The organism is Prevotella sp. AM34-19LB (assembly GCF_003468525.1).
In the GTDB taxonomy this organism is placed as follows: Bacteria; Bacteroidota; Bacteroidia; order Bacteroidales; family Bacteroidaceae; genus Prevotella.
In genome coordinates, this window is the sequence record NZ_QSIG01000004.1 from 26768 (window position 1) to 51050 (window position 24283).

The following is a 24283-nucleotide window of genomic DNA, read 5'->3' on the forward strand; positions in this document are numbered from 1 at the left end:
ATTATCAGAAAACCTAATTCTAACTATAAGTTTTATCATTTATTAATACAACCTCTACCCCTGCGCCGTCGCTATCGGCACCCATCGGTGGATTCACCTTGGTGATAGAGAGTTGGAGTTTCTGGATTTCCGGGAAATCGGAAAAGAGTCTTTGGGCGATTCTTCCAGCCACATGCTCCAGAAGCTTGCTGGGCGTCGCCATTTCTTCTCTTACCTTCTGATAGACCTCGGCATAATTGAGGGTTCCCTGAAGTTCATCGGTCTTCATGGCAGAAGAGAAGTCATAATCCAACACCAGGTTGACGAGATAATCGTTGCCAACGATTCCCTCCTGCGGCAATACGCCATGGAAAGCGTGGAAACGCACATTCCTGAGGTATATCTTACTGCTCATCAATTTCATCTTCAGTCTCCTTATGATCTATTCCGTTTTCCAAGTTATCTGTTCCATTTTCTTCATAGAGGTACTTCTTCAAGGCTCTTTCCACGCCTACCCGCCAGGTGTTGAGGGTTTCGGAGGTGAGCTGCAGCTGATTGACCAGCTTGATGACGTGGGCAATCGGCATACGATAGCGCAGAACGCCGGAGATGAGCTTGGCATAGTTCCAATACTCGGGATTGAACTTCTCGCTCAATCCTTCGACGGTAATCTTGTAGCCACGCTTGTTGACAAACTGGAAATCATATCGCTTCTGTCCTTCCGAGAGCACCGTCTTGATGATCTTACCCTTGGTGACAGACTTGGGGAGCATGATGCCTTCATCCTCATCCTGCAAACCGGTGAATATCTCGTAGGGATGACCATTGAGCAATCCGACCAAAGCCACCCATTTCTCCTTATTGTTCTGGTATCTTACCACATCGCACTCCAGTTCCTTAGGTCGAACCTCTACCACTTCCGGACTAACGAGCGATTTCTGTGTTTCTTCGGAAACGAGTTTCGCCAATGGCAGATGGAGCTTATACCAATCGACATTCTCCGCATCGAAATGCTCGTGTAGGTCAGCCAATCGGGTCTTCAAATCTTTCATCAAGGCGTGGCTCGCCTCTTCGAAAGTCATATTTTCAGTATATTCCATATCAAACGTTTAATAATTAGCTGCAAAATTAAAACAATATTTCTAAAATATGAAACGTTTGGGCAGATATTTCATCAAAAAACGCACGAAAAGGCTATTATGAAGCGAAAAATGTAAAAGAACCGTGTTCTTTTTGGGAAACTTTCACTATCTTTGCAGAAAGATATAAACATAGAGAAATATAAAAAGAAACAAGATATGGAATCAATCAAGAAAAGAACCTCGATTCGCAAATATGCCGACAGAGAGGTAACAGATGAACTTTTGAACCAGTTGCTGGAAGAGGCGATGCGCACTCCTACCATGGGAAACCTGCAGCTCTACAGCGTAGTGGTAACCCGCAGCGAAGAGGGAAAGAAGGCTTTAGCGCCTGCCCACTTCAATCAACCGATGGTGACAGGCGCTCCTGTGGTACTCACCATCTGTGCCGACTACCGCCGCACCACACTCTGGGCAGAAAACCGCAAGGGAAACCCAGGATACGACAACATTCTCTCGTTTATGAATGCGGCTACCGATGCACTGCTCTTCACACAGACCTTTACCAATCTGGCAGAAGAGGCAGGTCTGGGAACCTGCTTCCTGGGCACCACGGTGTATATGCCAAAGATGATTATCGACACCCTGAAGTTGCCGAAACTCGTGATGCCAGTGGCTACCCTTACCATCGGATGGCCGGATGAGCAGCCTGCCCAGAGCGACCGTCTGCCATTGAGAAGCATCATCCACAACGAGCATTTCGAGGATTATACCCCAGAAAAGATTGATGACTTCTATGCCGAGAAGGAAGCACTGGAAGAGAACCAGGAGTTTGTACGCATCAACAACGTAGAAACATTAGCCCAGGTTTTCACCGATATCCGATATACCAAGAAGGATTGCGAAGCCATGAGTATCGGATTCCTTGATGCCCTCAAGCAGCAGGGATTCCTCAAGTAAATAAAAAAGCGCATCAGCAAGTTAATCTCGCCGATGCGCTTTTTTATGATATTCTGATATTTATGATATTCTGATATCTATCAGAAACTACTTATTAAAACCGGTAATCTCTACGTATGGAGCCTGACCTCTTCCATCCTCATCACGATAAGATACCTTGATCGTCTTGCACTCATTCGGCATCAGACAGAAGTAGTTATCGCTGTAGATAACAGGGAGGATCTGCTCACCATCACCACCCTTCAGGTTCAGGCGAACCAAGAGGCAGGTACATTGCCGGTATTGCGGATCTCTACCTCGCCAACCCACTCTTCACCCTGCTGGACGAAACGCTTGCCGCTGACAGCAACATCAGCCTTTGGCAACTTAGAGAGAGCCTGGAGATTGTCCTCTTCCTTACCCATCACATAGAAGTTGTCGGAAACCACCTGGTTGTTCTGCTCCAGAGTTAACTTGATGTAGTAAACCTCCTCATCCGGTTCACTTACGCTAACGGCATCGAGGGTCTGGTCTTCCGCCACATTCACTTCCTTACTCTCCTCCTTGATCAACTTTCCGTACATATCAAAGACCTGAGCCTTGGCAAGCAAGCCATTCTTGGCACCACCGGCAAAGTTGACCACCTCGGCAACCTTCTTCACCGGATTATACTGGATATGCAATGGTTCGCAAGCCTTCTTCACACCAAAGTATGCTGCAGTTGGCTCGAAGTAATAATCGTAGGTACACCATACCATGCTTGGCCAGCAGGCATGACTCATCCAGATGAGCAAACCAAGACGGTCCTGCTGAGAAGACTCGTACATCGCACGGTAGCCATCATAGTTGAGCCACTGTGCCCACTTGGTAAACTGCTCAGCACTCTGAGGCTTGCCATAACGTTTCTCCATGATGTTGTTGAAAGACTCACCACCCTGGGCACCCTTCAATGTATAATCATGCTGTCCCCAAGCATCGCTCTGTGGCCACAGATGCTCCGGTTCCATCATTCTGCTCAGAGATTCGAAGGTAGGCACATTCGGCATACCACGCTCTGAATGCAGCTTATGGCTCTGGTTAGCGAAGTAGAAAGATGGTGACTTCATCTGGTAAGGACCATGACCGCTGACACCCAGGTCGGCTGAGCTAGGAATATAACCCAACTGTGGATGGATATCCTTGACCTGCTCTCTCAGCACCTTGTCGATGGATGCAGGAGGGAAGCCCTCGTTTCTACCGCAATAGATACCGATACAAGCATGGCTGCGGATGCGGGAGATGTAATCGGCAGAGTTCTCGAGGAACATCTTGTCGTCATCAGGATCCGGTCCGTCCCATGGATTAGCCAACCAGAAGTCCTGCCAGATCATGATACCATACTTATCGCATGCCTCATACAGTTCCTCATCACCAATCTGACCTACCCAGTCGCGAATCATATTGTAGTTCATCTCCTTATGGTAGCGAACGGCTGTATCGTATTCACGTCCACGATAGTTGAGATTGGTCTCAGAGAATCCCCAGTTACCACCCAATGGATTCAATCGCTTGCCATTGATGTAGATCTTGGTCTGGGTATCCAGGTCGGCATAGCTCATCTGGCGAATACCTGCCTTATAGTTGATCTCAGAGATTACCTCGCCTGAAGCCTTGTCAGATACCTTGAAACCGGCATCATATAAATAAGGTGAACCATAGCCGTTAGGCCACCAGAGATTCATGCGCTGGTTCTTGAGCTGAGGATAATCAGCTGGAGCGAAAGCCACCTCACGCTTCTCGTTTGGCTGCAGGGTAACTTCCTGCTCGAACTGGATCTTACCGATAAAACCGGAAAGCTTCACGGTCTTAGCCACAGCATCTGCATTCTTCAGGAAGACAGATGGAGTCATGGTTGCCAATGTATCCGGCAGATTCAAAGTAGATGTTACCAGCGGATCGGAAACGCTCACACCATTATCGTGGGTGAGATAGACATCATTCCAGATACCGATTTCACGACCTGGGGTATTGGTAATCCAGTCCCAGCCGATGGATGCGTGGAAGGTTGGATTATCAGCACCCAACTCACCACCGTTGAGGTCGGTATTCTGGAGATTTTTCTGCTTCACTACGCCGAAGTGGGCATTCTTGATGACATGCACCTCGAGCTTGTTGGCACCCGGCTTCAACTTCTTGGTCACGTCGAAGCGAGAGCGGATAAAGGCACCATCGATTCTGCCGAGCTTCTCACCATTGAGGAGGATATCCGCCTTCCAGTTGATACCATCGAAGTTGAGATAGGTATGCTGGTTCTTGTTGGCAGATGGCTGATGGTTGATGGTAGTACGATACCAGAAATCAGAATTGAAGAACGACTCGGAAATCTGTCGCATATTATCATCGTAGCGGTTATCAGGCACCGCACCGATATTCATATAGCTGGTGAGCACGGTTCCAGGAACGGTAGCCTGAATCCAGGCATCACTTCCCTCACGGCGCAGCTGCCACTGGTTGAGCATCTGCTTGCCATTCTTAGAAGCCAAAGTGTTGGCTGCCTCGGCACGCAAGCCACCCTTACCCATCACCTGCATCTCAGATAAGGCATAGCGACCGGAAGCATCCGGCTGGGTAAGCAGCAATCTCACATATCTGCCATGCCCCTTGCAAGCCACCTTCTCGGTCAAGCCCTTCTGCTTCTGCTGACCCAGTGTAGCGATATCATTCCAGTTTCTGGCATCACTGGAAACCTGAATCTTGCCCTGGCGAGCCTTGTTGACCCAGAAGAGATTCACCTGATCGAAATCAGCCACAGTACCCAGATCTACATAGAGCCACTGGACATTCTTTGCCAATTCAGACTTCCATACACTTGAGAAGTGCATGGATGGACGCCATGAAGTGGTATTATCAATGAGTTTGACGCGCCACCACGCAGCACCCGGCATAGTAAACTCGATGCGAACATGCTCATAGTTGCCCGGTTTCTTCAAAGGAATGGAAACATTCAGCTTGCGGAGCGGCAGTCGCACCACATCCTGGAACTTGTTTGGGTCGGAACTTACCTGCTGTTTGGTAGCCTCGCCAGGAAGTCCGGTGCCTTTCTCTTCACCCAGCACCTCCCATTTCGTACCATTGTGTGAACCCATCACACGAATCACATACCCCTGAGTAGCCTTGTCCTGATAGTAAGCCAATTCACCTGTAAACTTCAGATTTTTGAGGTTTACCTTCATGGCTTCCCAATTGAACTCAGCAAAAGCCTTCTCGCCCTTGATATACTGACTGGTGACCGTGTTGCCATCAATCATCTTCTCCTTGTCACGGTTGGACAACTCGCCTTCATTCGTTCTTACACTCAGGAAGGAAGGAGCCTTGCTGGTGATGATACCATCTGTTACCAGATGACCTGTAAGATTGAAATCGGCATTCGAGGAAGTATATACCATACGGTTCAAGGCGATATTCCTATAGGTATCATCCTTCACCATTTGAGGAGCCGTAAACTGAGATGGGCGTCCCGGATACTGTCCGATACCCCTTGTCCCGGTCTGATCGTCGGCATAAGTCAAGCCCAGAGCCTGACTGAGTAAAGCTATAACCACAACTGCTTTCTTCATTATTTTTTAAGTTTAAGTAATATACTAAGTTTTGTGCAAAGTTACAAAAAAAATTATACGCACAAATATTTTAAACCAATTTATTTATTCTTGCGTATTTTAGGGCAAAAAAATAGCCAATGCCCTATAAAAACAAAGAAAAAGCGCAACGGGCAAATAGTCCGCTGCGCTTCTATCATTGAATTTCAATTTAACTAGTACTCATTTCATTTTAACGGTTTACGTTATCTTGATGTTTCACGATCAACCGTCAACCATCAATTACTCTACGACAATAGGCTTGTACTTTGGAACCAAAGCCTTCATGATGCACCAGCCTACGAGGTAAGCCACACTACAGATGCAGAATACAATCATATAAGCACCTGGCTTGCCATCAAAGCCCATGAAGGTGAAGGCAGAACCCTGACCCTCTGCGTAGGTGAAGAGCATACCGGAACCCTTGTTGATGAGGAAAGAACCGATACCACCCGCCATCGCACCAATACCAGTGATGGTAGCCACAGTTGACTTAGGGAACATATCACCGATGGTAGAATAGAGATTGGCAGACCAAGCCTGATGACCCGCACCGAGCAAACCGATGATGATAGCTGGCCACCATGCACTGTACTCACCCATAGGCTGAGCAATCAGACCGAGCAATGGGAAGCAGGCGAAGATCAACATCGCACGCATTCTACCGATATATGGATTCATACCCTTCTTATCCACAAAATAGGTTGGCAAGTAACCGCCACCGATACTCAAAACCGTAACAATCGCATAAAGAGTGAAGATGAGGGCGATACCCATACCAGAGTCTGAAGAGTAACCATACTGATCAGAGAAGTAAGCAGGAGCCCAGAAGAGGAAGAACCACCATACACCATCGGTCATCAACTTACCCACGATGAACGACCAGGTCTGGCGATAGCTGAAGCACTTGAGGAAGCCGATTGTCTTCTCCTCTACAGCCTCTGTAGCCTCTGTTTTCTCAGCCTCAACATTTTCCAGGTCTTCATCCTGCTCAATGTAAGTAAGCTCAGCCTTGTTCACATGCTTACTCTTTGCTGGCTTCTCATAAAGCCACACCCAGAGCCCCATCCATACATAACCGAGCACACCGATGATGATGAAAGCCCACTCCCAGCCCATGCTGCGAGCCAACAACGGAATGGTAGCTGGTGCAGCCAAGGCACCTACAGAGGCACCACTGTTGAAGATGGCAGTAGAGAACGCACGGTCTTTCTTTGGGAAATACTCCGCTGTAACCTTGATAGCTGCAGGGAAGTTACCAGCCTCACCCACTGCAAGAATCAAGCGGCAAGAGAGGAACAGCCATACACTGATGGTGGCGATAGCTACTGCTGCATCGCTGCCAGCCTGTACCATGCGGAGTGCCTCGATAGAATCGTAACCCTCGATCTGCATAGCTACCCAACCGCAACCTGCGTGCATCACAGCACCGGTTGACCATACGAAGATGGCGATGAGATAACCCTTCTTGGTACCCATCCAATCTACGAACTTACCTGCAAAGAGGTTGGCGATGGCATAGAAGATGGAGAAAAGACCGGTAATCGTACCGTAGTCGTCATCAGTCCAGTGGAATTTTGGAGCGATGAAGTCTTTCCATGTTAATGACAGAACCTGGCGGTCCATGTAATTGACTGTGGTGGCAATGAAAAGCAACGCACAGATTACCCAACGGAAGTTGGACATTTTACTTGTTGAAATAGGACTCATTTGTCTCAGTTTTTAAGCGTTTTGGTAGGATAGGTCTGATGAGCGCAGGCACTGTTCATATAGAACTTAGCAGGCTTGGCAGCATCCTTGCTGCTTACCTCGATGCTCTTGGCACCACGACCTACATAGAGAGCCTCCTGGAAACCAAGAGTATATTTCTTGCCATCTATGGTAACTGTTCCCTCGCCACCGATATTGATGATACCCAACTCACGGTTGTCGAGCAGATTCTTCTGATCGTTTGGCTTATCGGTATAAAGCGGAGCGATAGAAGTGAGCTTCAAAGGAGCGGTTGTTGGCTCAGCACCACCGATGAGGAAACGGTCGAACATGGTGTAGGTCCAGTTTACTTCACCTGGAGCGAACACTTTCTCGATAGCGAACTCGCTGCGAAGACGGTCTGTTGTATAATGCTTGGCATCCATCGGATTGCTCGCATAACGAACGTTATAATTAGTGTAGGCATTTTCTGCCTTCACCTCGTATCCACACTTACCACACTGGCCAAAAGCCTGACTTGCTGTTAATACCATTGCTGCTAATATTAACGTTAATTTCTTCATTGCTATTTTGTTTTTATATTTTTACCTTTTTGCAGCCTTTTCTTCCTTCACGATGCGCTGGCGGTTGAGAACCAGCAGGGCGATGGTGAAAATGGTGAGCACACCCATACCAACGTAATCAGGGCTACCCAACCGATGAACAGTGTCTTCACCACATTACCCTTGGTAAATGGCAAGATCATTGGGAAGAGGTAGAACATACCTGCCAATGATGCCAATGGCAAGAACTGGTTGCCTGGCAGGAAGACGGCGATGGCAAGAATAACCGGAATCAGGATTACCAAGTGCACCCTTGCTTGTTTTTAGATGATTTGTTGCTTGCAAAGATACACTTTTTTATTCATATTCAATACGTTTTAATGGAAAAATTTACGCAAAAAAGAATCCCATCCGAGCTTTTCGGATGGGATTTATCGTTTTTTATACGTTTTTGCACGATTTATTGTCGCCAGCAACGCTTCTTTTCACGCTTAATCCTGGTAATAAACCCTCTTCACTCGGTTGCTGATGGTGGTCAGCACTTCGTAAGGAATTGTCTCCAGAATATCACTCAACACCTGAACAGGAAGATGCTCGCCGAAGATTTCCACGCTATCACCTTCCTTGCAGTTGATGCCGGTGACATCAATCATCGCCACATCCATACAGATGTTGCCTACATAATCTGCCTTCTGACCGTTAACCAGACAGTAGGCATGGCGATTGCCGAGACGGCGGTTCAAGCCATCAGCATATCCGATAGGAATGGCAGCAATGACACTGTCCTTATCGAGGATGGTCTTGCGACTATAGCCTACACTATCGCCCGCCTTCACGTTGTGCATCTGGAGGATGGTAGTCTTCAGGGTGCTCACGCAGTTGATGGTCTTATTATTGCGGGAGTTGATGCCATAGAGTCCGAGACCCAGGCGGCACATATCCAACTGGCGCTCCGGGAAGTGCTCGATACCTGCCGAATTGCAGATATGGCGCAGGATCTTATGGTCGAAGGCAGCCTGCAACTGTCGGCTTCCCTTATCGAAGAGTTCAAACTGATGGGCTGAGAAATCATCGAAACTATCGTCATCGCTTCCCACGAAGTGAGAGAATACGGAACGAGGGATGATGGCATTCTGGTGCTTCAGCTTACCGATAAGCTCCTCCATATCGTTTTCTGGATCGAAGCCCATGCGATGCATACCGGTATCGAGCTTGATGTGAACAGGGAATCCGGTGACACCCTCCTTCTCGGCAGCCTTGATGAGTGCATCGAGCAATCGGAAAGAATACACCTCAGGCTCCAGGTCGTAATCGAACATGGTCTTGAAGGCTGTCATCTCCGGGTTCATGATCATGATGTTGCTGGTGATACCGTTCTTGCGAAGGGTGACACCCTCATCGGCTACAGCTACAGCCAGATAATCTACACGATGATCCTGCAGGGTCTTGGCAATCTCTACCGCTCCGGCACCATAGCCATCCGCCTTGATCATGCAGACCAGTTTTGTTTCCGGTTTCATAAAGGCACGGTAGTAGTTGAGGTTGGCAACCACCGCATTCAGGTTGACCTCTAGGGTGGTTTCATGCACCTTCTGCACCAGCAGTTCGGTAAGCTGATCGAAACCAAACTGGCGGGCACCCTTCAGGAGGATAACCTCATCGCGGAGGGAGGCAAAGACCTCGCTATTGATAAACTCCTCCACATTCGGGAAGAAGAACTTTTCTGAAATCTGAATCGTATCATGCTGCTTGCAGAGTTCCGGACCAATACCGATGAACTTTACTACGCCACGCTTGCGGGCGAGATCGCTCACCTCTTTATATAGAGCCTCGGGAGTCTGACCACTCTGATAGATATCGCTCAAGATCAAAGTATGGCGACGACCACGATGATCAGGACGGCGATTCATGAAGTCGAGAGCGATGTCGAGTGAGTTGATATCGCTGTTGTAACTGTCGTTGATGAGAGTACAGCCGTGCTGACCCACCTTTACCTCCAGTCGCATCGCAACCGGTTCGAGCTGTGCCATACGCTTGTCGATGTCCTCGGCAGAGAGTCCGAGCTTGGAAGCGACAGTAGCACAGATGATGGAGTTCTGGATGGAAGCATCATCGATGAAAGGAATGGAGAAGCTATCCTCTACACCTTTATATATATAGTTGATGACGCTCACGCTCTGCTGCTTCTCTATCTTCTTGACATAGAAAGGAGCCTCAGGGTTCTTAAGCGACCAGAAGAGTTTCTCGCCTTTATAATCAGGATATTCAGCCACCACCTTGGTAATCACCTCATCATCGCCATCATAAACCACGGTTTCAGCATCATGGAAGAGGATGAGCTTCTCACGGCACTTCTCCTCCAGGGAAGAGAAGTTCTCCTGATGGGCAGAACCCACATTGGTAAGAACGGCGATGGCAGGCTGGATGATGTCACGAAGGGCAAGCATCTCGCCAGGCTGACTGATACCCGCCTCGAAGACACCTACCTGGGTCTGCTCGTTCATCAGCCAGACAGACAATGGCACACCTATCTGAGAATTGTAACTGCGAGGGCTGCGGGTAACGAACATGCTTGGCGAGAGCAGCTGATAGAGCCACTCCTTGACCATCGTCTTGCCATTGGAACCCGTAATACCCACGATAGGGATATTGAATTCATCACGATGCGCTCAGCCAGACGCTGAAGAGCCTCCAGCGTATTGACCACCTTCAGGAAGTTAGCCTCCGGATAATCAGAAGCATAGCCTTTAGGGACATCAGTTACCACAAAGTTTTTCACACCTCTGCGATACAGTTCAGGGATGTAGTTATGACCATCATTGCGCTCAGACTTGAGTGCAAAAAACAGAGTTTCCTCTGGGAAACAAAGTGAACGACTATCGGTCAGGATAAAACCGATGTTGGTATCATTGTCTCCATAGCGACGCGCACCTATCAGTGTGGTTACCTTTTCAATAGTATATGTCATTGTCTTAATACTTTAAATGTTCTATATTATGCTTTTGGGCTTTCAGCCCTTCACTAACCCATACTTTTTCTCGAACAATCTTTTCCTTTCTTCCGTTCTGGCGATGAACTTCTGATGTTCCTCGCTATCGGGGTTGAAGGGCTTGTGTCCGAGGGCTTCCCGGATGGGACGCCAGTCTTCCAGAAACAGCTCGGCAGCCTTGCCGAAATAGGTTTCCCGGAATTTCTCCCAGATATATTCTACCGCCTGATTGCTCGGGTGCAGCATATCTTCCTTGTAGAAACGGTAATCACGAAGTTCATCGTTCATGATTTCGTAAGCAGGAAAATAGCTCACCACACCAGGGTTCGCCTTCACCAAGCGGTCTGCAGCCAACAGAAGCGTAGCTTTCGAAAGCTGACTTCCATGATAGCCGTATTTGGCATAACGGATGGGGCTTACGGTGATGATTACCTTTTCAGCTTTCAGTAAATCAATCGCCTTTTGCAGATACCCGGCACATTCCTCTTCACTCAGTTCCTTTTCCTCGAAAAGGCGCTGGGGTCGCTTCTGGCAGTTATCCACAATCTCGCCCGTTTCCTTCAGAATATACACGTGGTTCGTACCTAGCGTAAAGACTGCCACACGAGGATGCACCCCGGTACATTTCTCTACCGTATGGAGAATGCTTGCCGGATTATACATCACACCGAAGGGATTCACCGTGGCACGGAAGCGATTCTCCACAAATCGGCGACCCAGATTGTCGGCAAAGCAACTGCCCACGAAGAGCATCTGCTCTGCCGGTTGTATCTCGAAGTCGGCCTTCGGAATATCAATTTCTGTTCGAAACATCATCTGTCTTCTTGCGCTTTTTGATTTCCACCCCTATACCTATTATAATAAGGAGTACCAGAACACCATAGCCGATATAAGCTACCATCTCTGTATTCTTGAGCGACTGAGGATGGAAGTCGAGTACCACCTTGTGGTTGCCCGGTTTCACGTTGATGGCACGGAGGATATAATCCACACGTCCCAGTTCTACAGGCTGACCATCTACGGTAGCAGTCCATCCAGGATAGTAAATCTCAGAGAAGACGATGACGCCGCCCTTGCTCGACTTCACCTCGTAGGTGAGGTTGTTTGGCTTATACTGGATCATCTTCACCACCGAAGTATCATCCTGCTTCACGCTCTGAGCCAACTGCTCCTTGAACTTGGCATCAGCCACCGCCACATGACGGAGGTTGACCTTTCCCACACCATCAATCTCCTCGTTGGCATTGTTGACATACTGCACCTCATCCACAAACCAGGCATTGCCGTAGGCATATGGGTTCTGTACAGGAACCGTCTGACCGCCCTGCAAAGGCAGGATGAAGTATTTGGTATTGAGCATGTTCAAAACCGGGAAGATGCTGTCTCCATTCACCTTAGTCATATCACCACCAGCCTCAGCCACTGCCTTCATCGTCTTCTGCATCTCAGGAGCAATATGTGCATCGATCATCTCCTGATAGCGACGGAGCTTAGCTGGATGATAACCGCCGATGCTCTTGTGGTAATAAGAGGTCTCATTCTCATTGAAGGTATTGGAAGCAAGATTGAGCACACGGTAATCGAGCGCCTTGTCGCGGCAGATAATCTTATCGGTCTCCGTCATCTGCTGAGGAGTATCGCGCACGTTCTTATCTACGAACATATCATCGTAGAGATAACGCTTGTTCACCATCCACATATCAACCAGACAGAGCACGGCGATGCCGGCAATCATATACTCAGCACCCAACTTCTTCATCTTGTAAAGCAGCAGGAAGGCTGAGCCGATGACGATGACCCAGAACGAGCGCCAGCAATCAGAAGTAAAGATACTCTTGCGAATCTCGATGAGATTGCTCATGATCGGTCCCTGGTATTCTGCCGGCAACTGCTGCAACGCCTGAGTTCCTGAACGGAAATGAAATCAGGGAAGAAAACACCCGGCATCAGGGCAAAGAGCAGACAGAAGCCTGCCGTCAGACCAAAGCTGGCATATACCAGTTTGATCTTACTGGTGAGTATCTCCGGCTCATCGATGATTTTTTTCAAAGCCATCATGGCAAGCAACGGAATGGTGAACTCGGCTATCACGAGGATAGAAGCCACCGTTCGGAACTTGGCATACATCGGAATGTAATCAAGGAAGAAATCGGTGAACGGCATGAAGTTTCTACCCCAGGAGAGCAGGACGCTCAGGATGGTGGCAGCCAGCAATGCCCACTTCATCGGACCCTTGACAATAAACAAGCCGAGAACGAAGAGCATGCATACGAATGCTCCTACATATACAGGACCGCTCGTACCAGGCTGGTTGCCCCAGTACTGTCCGAGCTGCTGATAAATCTGCACGAAGTTAGGATCCGCCTTCTCCATCGCCTGCGTATTCTGGGCGAGAGGTACGGAAGCACCACCCTTGGCATCAGGAATCAGAAGCGTCCAGGTTTCATCAATACCATAGCTCCACTGGGTGATATAGTCTCTATCCAAACCACTGCTGGTCTGGTTAGCAGCATTCTTCTTCACCAGTTCGCTCTTTCCACGCATGGTTTCCTGACCATACTGCCAGGTATGATACAGGTTGGAGAGGTTGAGCGAGATACCGATGAGAGCACCCACGGCACATACCGCCGTTGCCTTGCCAAAACGGGCGAGTTCACCCTTCTTGATGGCATCTACCAGGAAGGCAATCACCATGAAGAGGATGATGAAGAGATAATAATAGGTCATCTGCACGTGGTTGGCATTCACCTCGAAAGCCGAGAAGATGGCGGTGAGGAGCAGACCTTTCAGATACTTACCCCGATAAGCCAGTACCACACCTGCAATCATAGGAGGCAGATAGGCCAAAGCCCATACCTTCCAGATATGACCTGCTGCAATGATAATAAAGAAGTAGGATGAGAATGCCCAGATGATGGAACCCAGCGCCGCCAGCGATTGTCGGAAATCGAAGGCACGGAGCATGATATAAAAGCCCAGGAGATAGACAAACACATACCATACATAATCAGGCAACCAAAGATGATAAGCCTTCGTTACCTGATTGAGCACCTGGGTACTGCCGTACGAAGGCGACATCTGATAGGTTGGCATACCACCAAACACAGAGTTGGTCCAACGGGTTGTCTCGCCAGTCTGCTGTTGGAAAAGCTCTTTCTCATGTCCCAATCCCTTGCTCGCCGCCGAGTCGTGTCGGAACAGAATTCGTCCGTCCATGTCGGCAGGCATGAAGTACACGAAAGAGATCACTGCAAAAACAATCACTACCAGAATATCCAGTAGATACTTCTTGAATAATTTCATCTTTTCTATAAACGTTTATAATTTGGTGCAAAGATAATGAGAAATGAAGACACTACAAAATAATAGAAGAAACTTTTTACTTTTTTTATCGAAGAAAAGACGCAATAGGGTTTTCCCCCCATCATTATAGGGATTCTCACGCTGCAAGATGACCGAAAATTCATACCTTTGCACCAGATAATAATTAAAATCACATCAATATGAAAAGAATCGCATTTATCATGATGGCAATACTCCTGGCAGTGATTCCATCAACGGCTCAGAACTATAAGAATAGTAGATATTACAACAAGAAGACAGGACATCTCGACTACAGATACGACCACAGTTATGGTGCTCCATACTTCGGTTTCCGAATCGGTCCGGCATTCACCTACGTGAATTCGGATGATTCCCGTCTGGATGGCGGCGACTGGCAGACGGGCCTCAACGTAGGCGTAGTTGCCGGCATTCCGCTCACGGATACTGCGCCTCTGTATCTGGAGACGGGTCTCTCCTATATAGAAAAAGGTGGCAAGAAAGATCTGGTTTCCGGCAAAAAGATGACCTACGACCTCAACTACCTGCAGATTCCTGCGGTGTTGAAATACAAGTATGATGTAGATGACCACTTCTCCATCCAGCCACAATTCGGCGGTTACTTCGCAGTGGGTGTAGGTGGCAAGATCAAGAACTTTGCCGAGCGAGAGGCCCAGAGTTCCTTCCGCAGCGACAATTTCCGCCGTCTGGATGGTGGTCTGCGCATCGGTTGCGGCATCGGCTACGATATGTTCTATGCCGATCTCAGCTACGACATCGGTCTTGCCAACATCTGCCACGACAGTTTTGACAAATCGCATAATGGAGCTCTCTTGCTCAATTTCGGAGTGAACTTCTAATAGAACCATACATTTTTCGTAGTTTGCAATATAATAATGTAACATTCAGAACTTGCGAAACTTGGATAACATTTCTCTGCCTATTATAAAATATAGGTGGGGAAATGTTTTTTATGGGATTTATTTTGTAACTTTGCACCCAAAATAGAAATAAATCAATATGAAAATAGGAATTATCGTTGCGATGGACAAGGAGTTCACGCAACTCAAGACATTATTGACAGAATCGCAGACTGAGCGAAAGAATCATAAGGACTTCGTCATCGGAAAGATCGGCGAGAATGAAGTAGTGATGCAGCAGTGCGGCATCGGAAAGGTGAACAGCGCCATCGGAGCTGTGGAAATGATTGACAATTACCACCCAGACCTCGTCATCTCTTCGGGTGTGGCTGGAGGCGCCGATATCAACCTCAATGTTACCGAAGTGGTGGTAGCTACCGACTGTGTATATCACGATGTTTACTGCGGCGACGAGTGCGAGTACGGTCAGATCCTCGGCATGCCAGCCACCTTCAACACCCCAAAGGAGTATGTTGAGAAGGCACTTGCCATCAATGAACTGCCAGACAACCAGCATCCAAAGATTCATGCCGGACAGATTGTAAGCGGAGAATGGTTCGTAGATAGCAAGGAGAAGATGCGCTCTATCCTGGAGCACTTCCCTCATGCCATGGCTGTGGATATGGAAAGCTGCTCCATCGCACAGACCTGCCACATCTACAAGACTCCTTTCATCTCCTTCCGCATCATCAGCGATGTGCCTCTGAAGGATACCAAGGCACAGCAGTACTTCGACTTCTGGGCTAAAATGGCAGAAGGATCATTCAATGTCACCAAGGCTTTCCTCGAAAGTCTGTAACATTCAAAGTAAAAAGTTCAATATTCAAAGTTCAAAGTAAAATGAATAAGATTCCAAGTTTTACCATCAATCATAACAAGTTACTCCGCGGCATCTACGTAAGCCGCAAGGACGAAGTAGGCGGAGAAGTCGTCACAACCTTCGATATCCGCATGAAGGTGCCTAACCAGGAGCCTTGCCTCCACAACGGTGCCATCCATACCATCGAACACCTGGCAGCCACCTACCTGCGCAACGATGAGGAATGGAAAGACCGCATCATCTACTGGGGGCCAATGGGATGCCTCACCGGCAACTACCTCCTCATCAAGGGCGACCTGGAGAGCAAGGACATCGTAGAACTGATGAAGCGCACCTTCCAGTTTGTAGCCGACTTCGAAGGAGAAATTCCTGGACAGGCAGCCAAGGATTGCGGTAACTATCTGCTCCACGACCTGCCTATGGCAAAGTATGAATCGAAAAAATATTTGGAAGAGGTGCTCAACTGCATCACCAAAGAGAATTTGATTTATCCTACACAAGACTAACCCTATACAAACGCCCGCAAAGCAAAATTGCGCGTTTATATTTAATTAACCAGAAAAGTTTTGTTACTATTTATAAAACTCCTATCTTTACAGATGAATCATTAGTAACTATCACCAATAGCATCAATAACTATTATATACATCTATTATTATGGTAAGATTAAAGTGTATCGATTTAAATACAACAACCATGAACATCAAAAAAGTTTTTATAGGGGTGTCCTTCGTCATGACTGCCATGGCTGGCCACTCCCAGAGTGTTTTCCAAGTAAAGCAGCAGTCGTTGCCTAATCCAGACAACGAGCCTACAGCTGTATTCCCTGTTCCAAGCGATCGCAGATGAAATGGCAGGAGACTGAATTCTATGCCTTCTTCCATTATGGCATAAATACCTATACCAACAGAGAATGGGGACTCGGAAGTGAAGACGTAACCCTTTTTGCTCCTACCAAGAAGCCTAACCCTACTCAATGGCTCAAGGCCGTAAAGGCTGCAGGCATGAAGGGCGGTATCGCAGTAGTCAAGCATCATGACGGTTTCTGCCTCTGGCCTACATCTACAACTGACCATTCCATCGTCAATGCCGGCAATGAGAACGGTAAGACCACCAACATTCCTCGCGACTTTGCCAAGGCTGCACGCAACCTGGGTATGAAGTACGGCTTCTATGTTTCTCCATGGGATAGAAACAGCAAATACTACGGCACTGAGAAGTATGTAAACGATGTTTTCCTGCGCCAGTGCGCAGAGTTGGCACAGTATGGCAAAGACCAGTTTGAAATGTGGTTCGACGGTGCCAACGGTGGTGACGGATACTACGGCGGACGCAATACGACCGTGAACGTAGATCGTTCTACCTATTATGATATTCCTAACCTCAGAGATTCCATCCACAAGGTTTGTCCTGACATCATCCTCTGGGGTGTAGGTGCTGAGTCAAGATGGATTGGCAACGAGGCAGGATGGGCAGGCGAAACCAACTGGCTCACCGACGAAAGAGGTTATGCACCTGAAAGCAACGGTATGTATGGTACCGAAGACGGATGGCAGTGGGACCCGGGAGAGAGCGATGCCAAGCTCACCGACAAGGGATGGTTCTGGCACGAGGGCGAGAAGCCTCTCTCTGTAGAGCGCCTCTTCCAGATGTATCTGGAGACTGTAGGTAGAAATGCTACTCTGATCTTAAACTGCCCTCCAGACAAGAGCGGTTTGCTACCTGATATCGATGTTCGCGTCCTCAAGGATATGGGCAACATGATTCGTACCCGTCTGGGCAAAGACCTGGCACAGAAGGCAAAGGTTACCGTAAGCAATACCCGTCAGGCTGGTGCCAACCGCAACTATGCAGCCAAGAACCTGACTGATAACAACAAGAATACCTATTGGGCTACTGATGATGGCGTGAAGCAGGCTACCATCACCTTCAACTGGGACAAGCCACAGACCGTTCGCTATGTGGATATGATGGAGTACATCCGCAAAGGTCAGCGAGTAAGAAAGTTCCATATCGAAATCTCTGAAGACGGAAAGACATGGAAACCTATCGCAGAGAAGTGCACCACTACCACCATCGGATACAAGCGCATCATCCCGTTGAACGGCAGCACATCAGACAGTTACGGCAAAGGCTATCAGGTAAAAGGTCTGAAGGTTGTCATCGACGACAGCAAGGCTTGTCCTTTGTTACATTCCATTAAAGTATTTTAAACTTTGACTCTACACTACGAATATGAAGAAATTACTCATAGCATTGTGTTTGTTACCATTGGCTGCAATGGGACAAGAAATTAAGTTCGACACCCAGGATTACAAATCTGTGGGAGTTTACGATAGATGGGAGCATTCCCCATTCCGCACAGGAGAACTGGCAGGCAACTGCGAGGTCGTGGATAATCCTGACCTCACCAACAATCCCAACAAGAAGGTGCTCGGCTTCCAGCGTTCACGACTGGCTTCCAACATCTTCGGTGCAAGAATTGATCTGAAGAAACCAATCGCACTGGGTCCTTCAGGAAAAGTGGTTCACGTATTGATCAACCGTCCGATGGAAGGAAGAGTGATGCTGGTAGGTCTCGGAAAGAGAAGAGACAGAGCCGGACAGTCTAACGAAGTGGAGCAGTTCTGGATCAAGTCAACCACTCCTGTTCCTGCCGGCCAGTGGGCTGACGCCGTATTCCCAATCAAGAGTGCAGAAGGTGTAGATATCTATAGCCTGGTAGTGGTTCCTCATGCTGAGTCACCTCACGAGATGAAGCAGGATGAAGTAGTATATATTGACGATATCAATATCCACCTGACCAACGCTCCTCGCATCACCTTGCTGAAGACCGAAGGTGATGCAAAGAAGAAGGCTCACAGCGAGTTTGTTTCTGTAACCGAGGCTAACCGCAACGGTATGGTGACCGCAGCAGATGGAACTACCCTCAACAACTACAAGGTGGCATACGGCAAGCCATTCAAGGTTAAGATGGTTCCAGCTCCAGGATTCACCTATGGTGACTTCACCATTACCCATGGTGATCAGATAGAATCGCTCAAGAAGACAGATATTGCCAAGGATGGCACCTATACCATTCCAGCCAAATGGATGGATGGCAACGTAACCATCGAGTGCATCTTTATTTCTACAAGCAAATAAAATCCTCTATATAAAAATAGGGTGTGTCATCAATTGATGCCACACCCTATTTTTATTGCTACCACTTCAGTTTTCCGTATTTCTCCTTATACCACAGCTGCCAGCCATTCACCAGGTTCTGCCAAACCACATAGGCACCCGGAGCTACGGCGGCAAGAGGATTCAGGAAAGTAAGAGTGAGCCAGATGCCCACAATGGTATTCTTCTGTCCCAAAGCCTGACCGGCACTGATGCTCGCATCATAATGTCTGCCCACCGCCTTACCAATGGCAAACTGGATGAGACAGACAAAGAGCGGAACAATGAGCAGCAAGGCAAGAATCCATCCCGAAACCTCGGCATGGAGGATATTGCGAACCGTCTCACCCATCAGGATAGTAAGGTTGAAGCACCACATATAGAAGCCCAAATCCTTCACGCTCTTCACCTTATCCACCCACTTAGGCAGAAACTTGCGGCTCAGCAAAGCCAGAAGCAAAGGAACCACCAGTACCGTGGTTACGTTTCGGAACACCATCGCACTCATAAAAAGAAAGGAAACATCTGCCCCCTTCTCCACCATCGGGAAAAGACAAGGAATGATAACCATCGTAAAGACATTGGCTATCACCGTATAAGTTGTCAACGAACCGATGCTGCCACCCAGTTTCTCAGTGACCACAGCCACGGCAGCCGCCGTAGGACAGATAAAACAGATGAAAGCTCCTTCGAGCACCAGTTTGGTTTCATAATTATCTCCGAATTCGAAGATAAGCACCACCATCATCAGTGCCAGACTGGTTCGGATGAGCTGCAGGATGAAATGCCAAGCCTTCGGTTTCATCTCCTTGATTTCAATCTTACAGAAGGTAACATAGAGCAAGGCAAAGAGCACCCACGGCATCATATCCACCAGCTTCGGTCCCACCGCATCGCCCAAAGGTTCCAAGAAAGGTACATTGGCGAAGATCAGATAGCCCACGGCTCCCAATACCAGGGAACAGGGCAACGAGAATTTCCTAAAGAATTTCCACAACCACATACGCATACATTCCAAATTAAAAATAAAGAATCATCTTTAAATAAAAAAAGAATCCCCTGCAAGCAGACTGCCTAGCAATCGGCTAGAGGGGAATTCTCACGGATCCATTTATATATAAGCTATAGCTTAATCTTTATTACTACGCTTGCGCTCCAAGTGATCGAGAATCACCTTGCGCATACGCATACTCTTAGGAGTTACCTCTACGTATTCATCCTCGCGGATGTACTCCAGGCACTCCTCAAGGCTCATCACGGTCTTAGGAATCACGCGAGCCTTTTCGTCAGAACCAGAGGCACGGACGTTGGTCAACTGCTTTGCCTTGGTTACATTAACCACCAGGTCGTTGTCGTGAACATGCTCACCAACCACCTCGCCACCGTAAACCTCCTCACCTGGGTCGATGAAGAACTTACCGCGATCCTGCAACTTATCGATGGCATAAGCATAGGCTGTACCAGTTTCCAGCGCAATCATGCTACCGTTGGAACGGCGGCTGATCTCGCCCTTGTATGGCTGATACTCCTTGAAACGGTGGGCCATGATAGCCTCACCCTGAGAAGCGGTGAGCACATTGGTACGAAGACCGATGATACCACGTGAAGGAATATCAAATTCGATATCCACACGCTCACCCATATTCAGCATAGAGGTCATATCACCCTTACGACGGGTAACCATATCAATCATCTTAGAAGCGAACTCCTCTGGAACGTTGATGGTCAACTCCTCGATAGGCTCACACTTCACACCATCAATCTCCTTGTAGATAACCTGAGGCTGACCTACCTGAAGCTCATAGCCCTCACGACGCATGGTCTCAACGAGCACAGAGAGATGGAGCACACCACGACCAGAAACAATCCACTTATCAGTAGTATCCTCGTAAGGCTGAACACGAAGAGCCAGGTTCTTCTCCAACTCCTTGTTCAAACGTTCCTGGATATGACGTGAAGTACAGAACTTACCCTCCTTACCGAAGAAAGGTGAATCGTTGATGGTGAAGAGCATACTCATGGTAGGCTCATCTACAGCGATTGGAGGAAGTGGCTCTGGGTTCTCGAAGTCGCAGATGGTATCACCAATCTCGAACTTCTCCAAACCGATAACGGCACAGATGTCACCAGAATCCACATGGTCTGTCTTCTTATGACCCATACCCTCGAAGGTATGGAGTTCCTTGATCTTAGTCTTCTCCTGAGTACCATCGCGATGGCAGATTGTGATGTTCATGCCATCCTTCAAAGTACCACGGTGTACACGACCTACGGCGATACGACCGGTGTAAGAGCTATAGTCAAGAGATGTGATCAAGAGCTGAGGAGTACCCTCCAACTGCTTAGGAGCAGGGATAATCTCCACAATCTTGTCGAGCAAATAATCAATGTTGTCTGTTGGCTTGTTGTAGTCCTCGCTCATCCAGCCATTCTTAGCTGAACCGTAAACTACAGTAAAGTCAAGCTGATCCTCAGTAGCATCGAGGTCGCACATCAGGTCGAACACCATTTCGTACACCTCTTCAGGGCGACAGTTAGGCTTATCTACCTTGTTAACGACAACGATAGGTTTCAGTCCGAGCTGCAACGCCTTCTGCAGCACGAAACGAGTCTGAGGCATAGGACCCTCGAAAGCATCGACGAGGAGGAGGCAACCATCTGCCATGTTGAGCACGCGCTCAACCTCACCACCGAAGTCAGAGTGTCCAGGAGTATCGAGAATATTAATCTTAGTACCTTTCCAATTGATAGACACATTCTTTGAAAGAATGGTTATACCACGCTCGCGCTCCAAGTCGTTGGAATCGAGCACTTCGCCGCTGTTATCCTGGCCGTCACGGAACAGTTTACCAGCGAGCATCATCTTATCCACCAAGGTAGTTTTACCATGGTCAACGTGTGCAATAACTGCAATGTTTCTAATGTCTTGCATTTCCTTTACCTTAAATACTTAATGAATTTGGGTGCAAAATTACAAAAAAATCCCGAAAAATTTGCATAATTCACTGAAAAGTTGTACCTTTGCACCGCATTTTAACGGAAACCACCGTGAGGAAGGTTCAAAGGTGCATAACATTTATTCATAATAATTAAATTTTAAGTATCACAGCTATGTATTTAGACAAAGCAAAAAAAGAAGAGATCTTTAGCAAGTACGGAAAGTCTAACTCTGATACTGGTTCAGCTGAGAGCCAGATAGCATTGTTCTCATACCGTATTGCTCATTTGACGGAGCACGTTAAGAAGAACCGTAAAGATTATACTACAACACGTGCGTTGACACAGCTTGTAGGAAAGCGTCGTGCATTGCTCGATTACTTGTATGATCGCGACATCAATCGCTATCGTGCTATCATCAAGGCCCTCGGTCTTCGTAAGTAATCAGCGAAAGCAGACACATTGCTTAACAGAATTAAAAATCCCATCGCTCGCAAGAACGATGGGATTTTTCTTTTTATATCAACTTATTAAGATTGCTACTTACTGCGCTGAGATAGGCAGATTGCGGAACTCTACATACTGAGAGGTCTCGCCATTAGACTTGTACTTGAATGGGATCTTGACAACGCTAAACTCGGTGGCACTGGTGCTGACATTCTTGATGACAAACGTAGCCTTCATCGGGATACCAGCGAGCAAGGTATACCAATTATACCCTAACCAACGATTCTTGCCCAAGAGGGTTGTTTCCTGATCACACTCATAAGCATCGCCACCATCATCATATACAGTAGGATTATCGCCATAAGCTGAAATCTCATACTCCTTGTTGCCGATATTCTTGAATGTAGCAGTGATTACCACATTCCTGCCCTGACGAACACACTTCAAGAAATTGAACTGCAACTCAGGCAATGAGCAGGTAACCAAATCGGAATTGGTATTCTTGACATCTGCCACTACCTGGGTAGGCAACTTAACAGCAAACTCCACATCATTAGCCTTACCCTTGACAAGAGTAGAATTAATCTGCTTAATGGTGCGATCTACATCCTCTATCACCATAATACCCTTGACAGGTACATTAGGAGGAAGCATCTTATCAGAATAGTGACCTAACTTATCGCCACCCAAATAGAAGTGCATTGTATGCTTTACATTCTTGCTATCAAAAGCACAAGAGCCGTCATCAAAACCATTGAAATACATTTTGAGTTCACTGGAAGTGGTGTTGGTAATCACAAAGTTGATGTGTACGTCGTTGCCATTAGCTACGCAACTGGTATACTTTACAGTACACCCAGGGATAGAGCCAGCCGCCTTGCTGGTAGTCTTCTGGTCATTAGTAAGCACGGTTTCTGCCACCTTTCCCAATTTCTTGAGCCACTTCTGTGCATGGATTTGCTGTACGCTCAACAGAGAGAGCAGCAATGCGAAAATGATGGATTTCTTCATAATTGTATCGGTTTATGTTATTAATTAAATAATTGTCAGTTCGTTCCTAGAAAGAGCCTTTATCCTTAGAAAAAGAGAAAGACGCCTTTACTAATTCTTGCTTGCAAAGATAGGAAATTAAGCAATAACTTCCAAGCTTTTACCCAAGAAAAGTAAAGGTGCCATTGCATAAATAGGCAATTTTATATCATTTGACGCTGATTTTTACGGAATGACACTCCCCACCATCTGTCTTTATCCTTAAGAAGTAGCAACCTTTTAATTTCAGCGATAGCAGACACATTGCTTAACAGAACCAAAAATCCCATCGCTCGCAAGAACGATGGGATTTTTTTCTCTAAAGTTATATCTTATATCCGGTATAGCACCTTTTTATGTGAAATCATCTACAATATTTCCTTCAGCGGAGTCATCACGAAATCGCGCTCTTCCATCAGAGGATGAGGAACCTTGAAATCGGGCTCATTAATCACCAGATCATCTATCATCAGAATGTCGATGTCGATGATGCGGTCGTGATATTCTCCATTTACAGACTTCAGGGTTCTGCCCATCTCCTGCTCTATCCGCTGGGTAGCCTCCAACACCTGACGAGGAGCCATGGCGGTGAGAACCATCACACAGGAATTGATGAAGTCATTGGGAGATGAATAGCCCCAAGGCTTGGTTTCGTAAAGAGCAGACTGGCGCTCTACCACGCCAATCTGCTCTCCTATTTTATCGATAGCCTCACAAATATTACGCTTCCGGTTGCCCAGATTCGTGCCAAGGCTTAAATATACTTTATACATACTTATTCACACTTTTATAAAA

At 47.4% G+C, this 24283-nt stretch carries 16 protein-coding genes and 5 pseudogenes; 7 read left to right on the forward strand and 14 right to left on the reverse strand.

Annotated features, from left to right (window positions below; genetic code table 11):
* Window positions 1-19: 19 nt before the first annotated feature.
* Together folB and DW830_RS02025 are read right to left on the reverse strand one after the other, a co-directional pair.
* Window positions 20-403 carry a dihydroneopterin aldolase gene (gene folB / locus DW830_RS02020; RefSeq protein WP_119248685.1) on the reverse strand — a complete coding sequence of 128 codons (384 nt, stop codon included), beginning with the start codon at window positions 401-403 and terminating at the stop codon, window positions 20-22.
* Window positions 384-905: pseudogene (locus DW830_RS02025) on the reverse strand (ribonucleoside-diphosphate reductase, adenosylcobalamin-dependent); the annotation flags it as partial. The gene folB and the pseudogene DW830_RS02025, both read right to left, overlap by 20 nt.
* 372 nt (window positions 906-1277) lie before the next feature.
* On the opposite strand from DW830_RS02025, the gene DW830_RS02030 reads away from it, so the two are divergent.
* Window positions 1278-2018: a nitroreductase family protein gene (locus DW830_RS02030; RefSeq protein ID WP_119248734.1), complete on the forward strand. Its 741-nt coding sequence runs from the start codon at window positions 1278-1280 to the stop codon at window positions 2016-2018.
* Window positions 2019-2105: 87 nt separating this feature from the next.
* On the opposite strand, the gene DW830_RS16225 is transcribed toward DW830_RS02030, so the two are convergent.
* The 8 genes and pseudogenes from DW830_RS16225 to DW830_RS02065 all read right to left on the reverse strand — a co-directional run bounded on the left by DW830_RS16225 (window position 2106) and on the right by DW830_RS02065 (window position 14155).
* Window positions 2106-2279, reverse strand: coding sequence for a glycoside hydrolase family 2 protein (locus DW830_RS16225; RefSeq protein ID WP_233544337.1), 174 nt, complete (start codon window positions 2277-2279; stop codon window positions 2106-2108).
* On the reverse strand, window positions 2267-5593 hold the full coding sequence (locus DW830_RS02035) for a glycosyl hydrolase 2 galactose-binding domain-containing protein (RefSeq protein ID WP_233544338.1): 3327 nt from the start codon (window positions 5591-5593) through the stop codon (window positions 2267-2269). The genes DW830_RS16225 and DW830_RS02035 overlap by 13 nt, the downstream gene beginning before the upstream one ends.
* A gap of 261 nt (window positions 5594-5854) precedes the next feature.
* Window positions 5855-7321 carry an MFS transporter gene (locus DW830_RS02040; RefSeq protein ID WP_119248686.1) on the reverse strand — a complete coding sequence of 489 codons (1467 nt, stop codon included), beginning with the start codon at window positions 7319-7321 and terminating at the stop codon, window positions 5855-5857.
* Window positions 7322-7332: 11 nt separating this feature from the next.
* Window positions 7333-7884, reverse strand: a pseudogene (locus DW830_RS02045) (5-dehydro-4-deoxy-D-glucuronate isomerase); the annotation flags it as partial.
* A gap of 83 nt (window positions 7885-7967) precedes the next feature.
* Window positions 7968-8165: pseudogene (locus DW830_RS02050) on the reverse strand (PTS sugar transporter subunit IIC); the annotation flags it as partial.
* 189 nt (window positions 8166-8354) lie between these two features.
* Window positions 8355-10831, reverse strand: a pseudogene (locus DW830_RS02055) (bifunctional UDP-N-acetylmuramoyl-tripeptide:D-alanyl-D-alanine ligase/alanine racemase).
* 42 nt (window positions 10832-10873) lie between these two features.
* The gene (locus DW830_RS02060; protein ID WP_119248687.1) at window positions 10874-11668 is read right to left on the reverse strand and encodes a GSCFA domain-containing protein; all 795 of its coding nucleotides are present in this window, start codon (window positions 11666-11668) and stop codon (window positions 10874-10876) included.
* A pseudogene (locus tag DW830_RS02065) lies at window positions 11646-14155 on the reverse strand (YfhO family protein). The gene DW830_RS02060 and the pseudogene DW830_RS02065 overlap by 23 nt, the downstream one beginning before the upstream one ends.
* A gap of 200 nt (window positions 14156-14355) precedes the next feature.
* On the opposite strand from DW830_RS02065, the gene DW830_RS02070 reads away from it, so the two are divergent.
* The 5 genes from DW830_RS02070 (at window position 14356) to DW830_RS02090 (ending at window position 19057) form a co-directional block, all read left to right on the forward strand.
* Window positions 14356-15033, forward strand: a complete 678-nt coding sequence (locus DW830_RS02070) for a porin family protein (RefSeq protein WP_119248688.1) — start codon at window positions 14356-14358, stop codon at window positions 15031-15033.
* Between the two features lie 160 nt (window positions 15034-15193).
* Window positions 15194-15892: a 5'-methylthioadenosine/adenosylhomocysteine nucleosidase gene (locus DW830_RS02075; RefSeq protein ID WP_119248689.1), complete on the forward strand. Its 699-nt coding sequence runs from the start codon at window positions 15194-15196 to the stop codon at window positions 15890-15892.
* Window positions 15893-15933: 41 nt separating this feature from the next.
* The gene (locus DW830_RS02080) at window positions 15934-16419 is read left to right on the forward strand and encodes an S-ribosylhomocysteine lyase (RefSeq protein ID WP_119248690.1); all 486 of its coding nucleotides are present in this window, start codon (window positions 15934-15936) and stop codon (window positions 16417-16419) included.
* A gap of 339 nt (window positions 16420-16758) precedes the next feature.
* Window positions 16759-18126 carry an alpha-L-fucosidase gene (locus tag DW830_RS02085; protein WP_233544339.1) on the forward strand — a complete coding sequence of 456 codons (1368 nt, stop codon included), beginning with the start codon at window positions 16759-16761 and terminating at the stop codon, window positions 18124-18126.
* A gap of 22 nt (window positions 18127-18148) precedes the next feature.
* The gene (locus DW830_RS02090; RefSeq protein ID WP_147487178.1) at window positions 18149-19057 is read left to right on the forward strand and encodes a hypothetical protein; all 909 of its coding nucleotides are present in this window, start codon (window positions 18149-18151) and stop codon (window positions 19055-19057) included.
* Window positions 19058-19115: 58 nt separating this feature from the next.
* On the opposite strand, the gene DW830_RS02095 is transcribed toward DW830_RS02090, so the two are convergent.
* Complete coding sequence (locus DW830_RS02095) at window positions 19116-20078, reverse strand: bile acid:sodium symporter (RefSeq protein ID WP_119248735.1); 963 nt, start codon at window positions 20076-20078, stop codon at window positions 19116-19118.
* Between the two features lie 126 nt (window positions 20079-20204).
* Window positions 20205-22007, reverse strand: a complete 1803-nt coding sequence (gene typA, locus DW830_RS02100) for a translational GTPase TypA (RefSeq protein WP_119248692.1) — start codon at window positions 22005-22007, stop codon at window positions 20205-20207.
* Window positions 22008-22186: 179 nt separating this feature from the next.
* Between typA and rpsO the strand changes: the two genes are divergently transcribed.
* A complete protein-coding gene (gene rpsO / locus DW830_RS02105; protein ID WP_022122065.1) occupies window positions 22187-22456 on the forward strand; it encodes a 30S ribosomal protein S15 in 270 nt (89 codons plus the stop codon).
* 99 nt (window positions 22457-22555) lie between these two features.
* Here the strand turns inward: rpsO and DW830_RS02110 are convergent, their stop codons facing one another.
* Window positions 22556-23470, reverse strand: coding sequence for a hypothetical protein (locus DW830_RS02110; protein WP_119248693.1), 915 nt, complete (start codon window positions 23468-23470; stop codon window positions 22556-22558).
* A 386-nt stretch (window positions 23471-23856) separates the two neighbouring features.
* Window positions 23857-24261: a 2-amino-4-hydroxy-6-hydroxymethyldihydropteridine diphosphokinase gene (folK, locus tag DW830_RS02115; RefSeq protein WP_119248694.1), complete on the reverse strand. Its 405-nt coding sequence runs from the start codon at window positions 24259-24261 to the stop codon at window positions 23857-23859.
* Window positions 24262-24283: the final 22 nt, after the last annotated feature.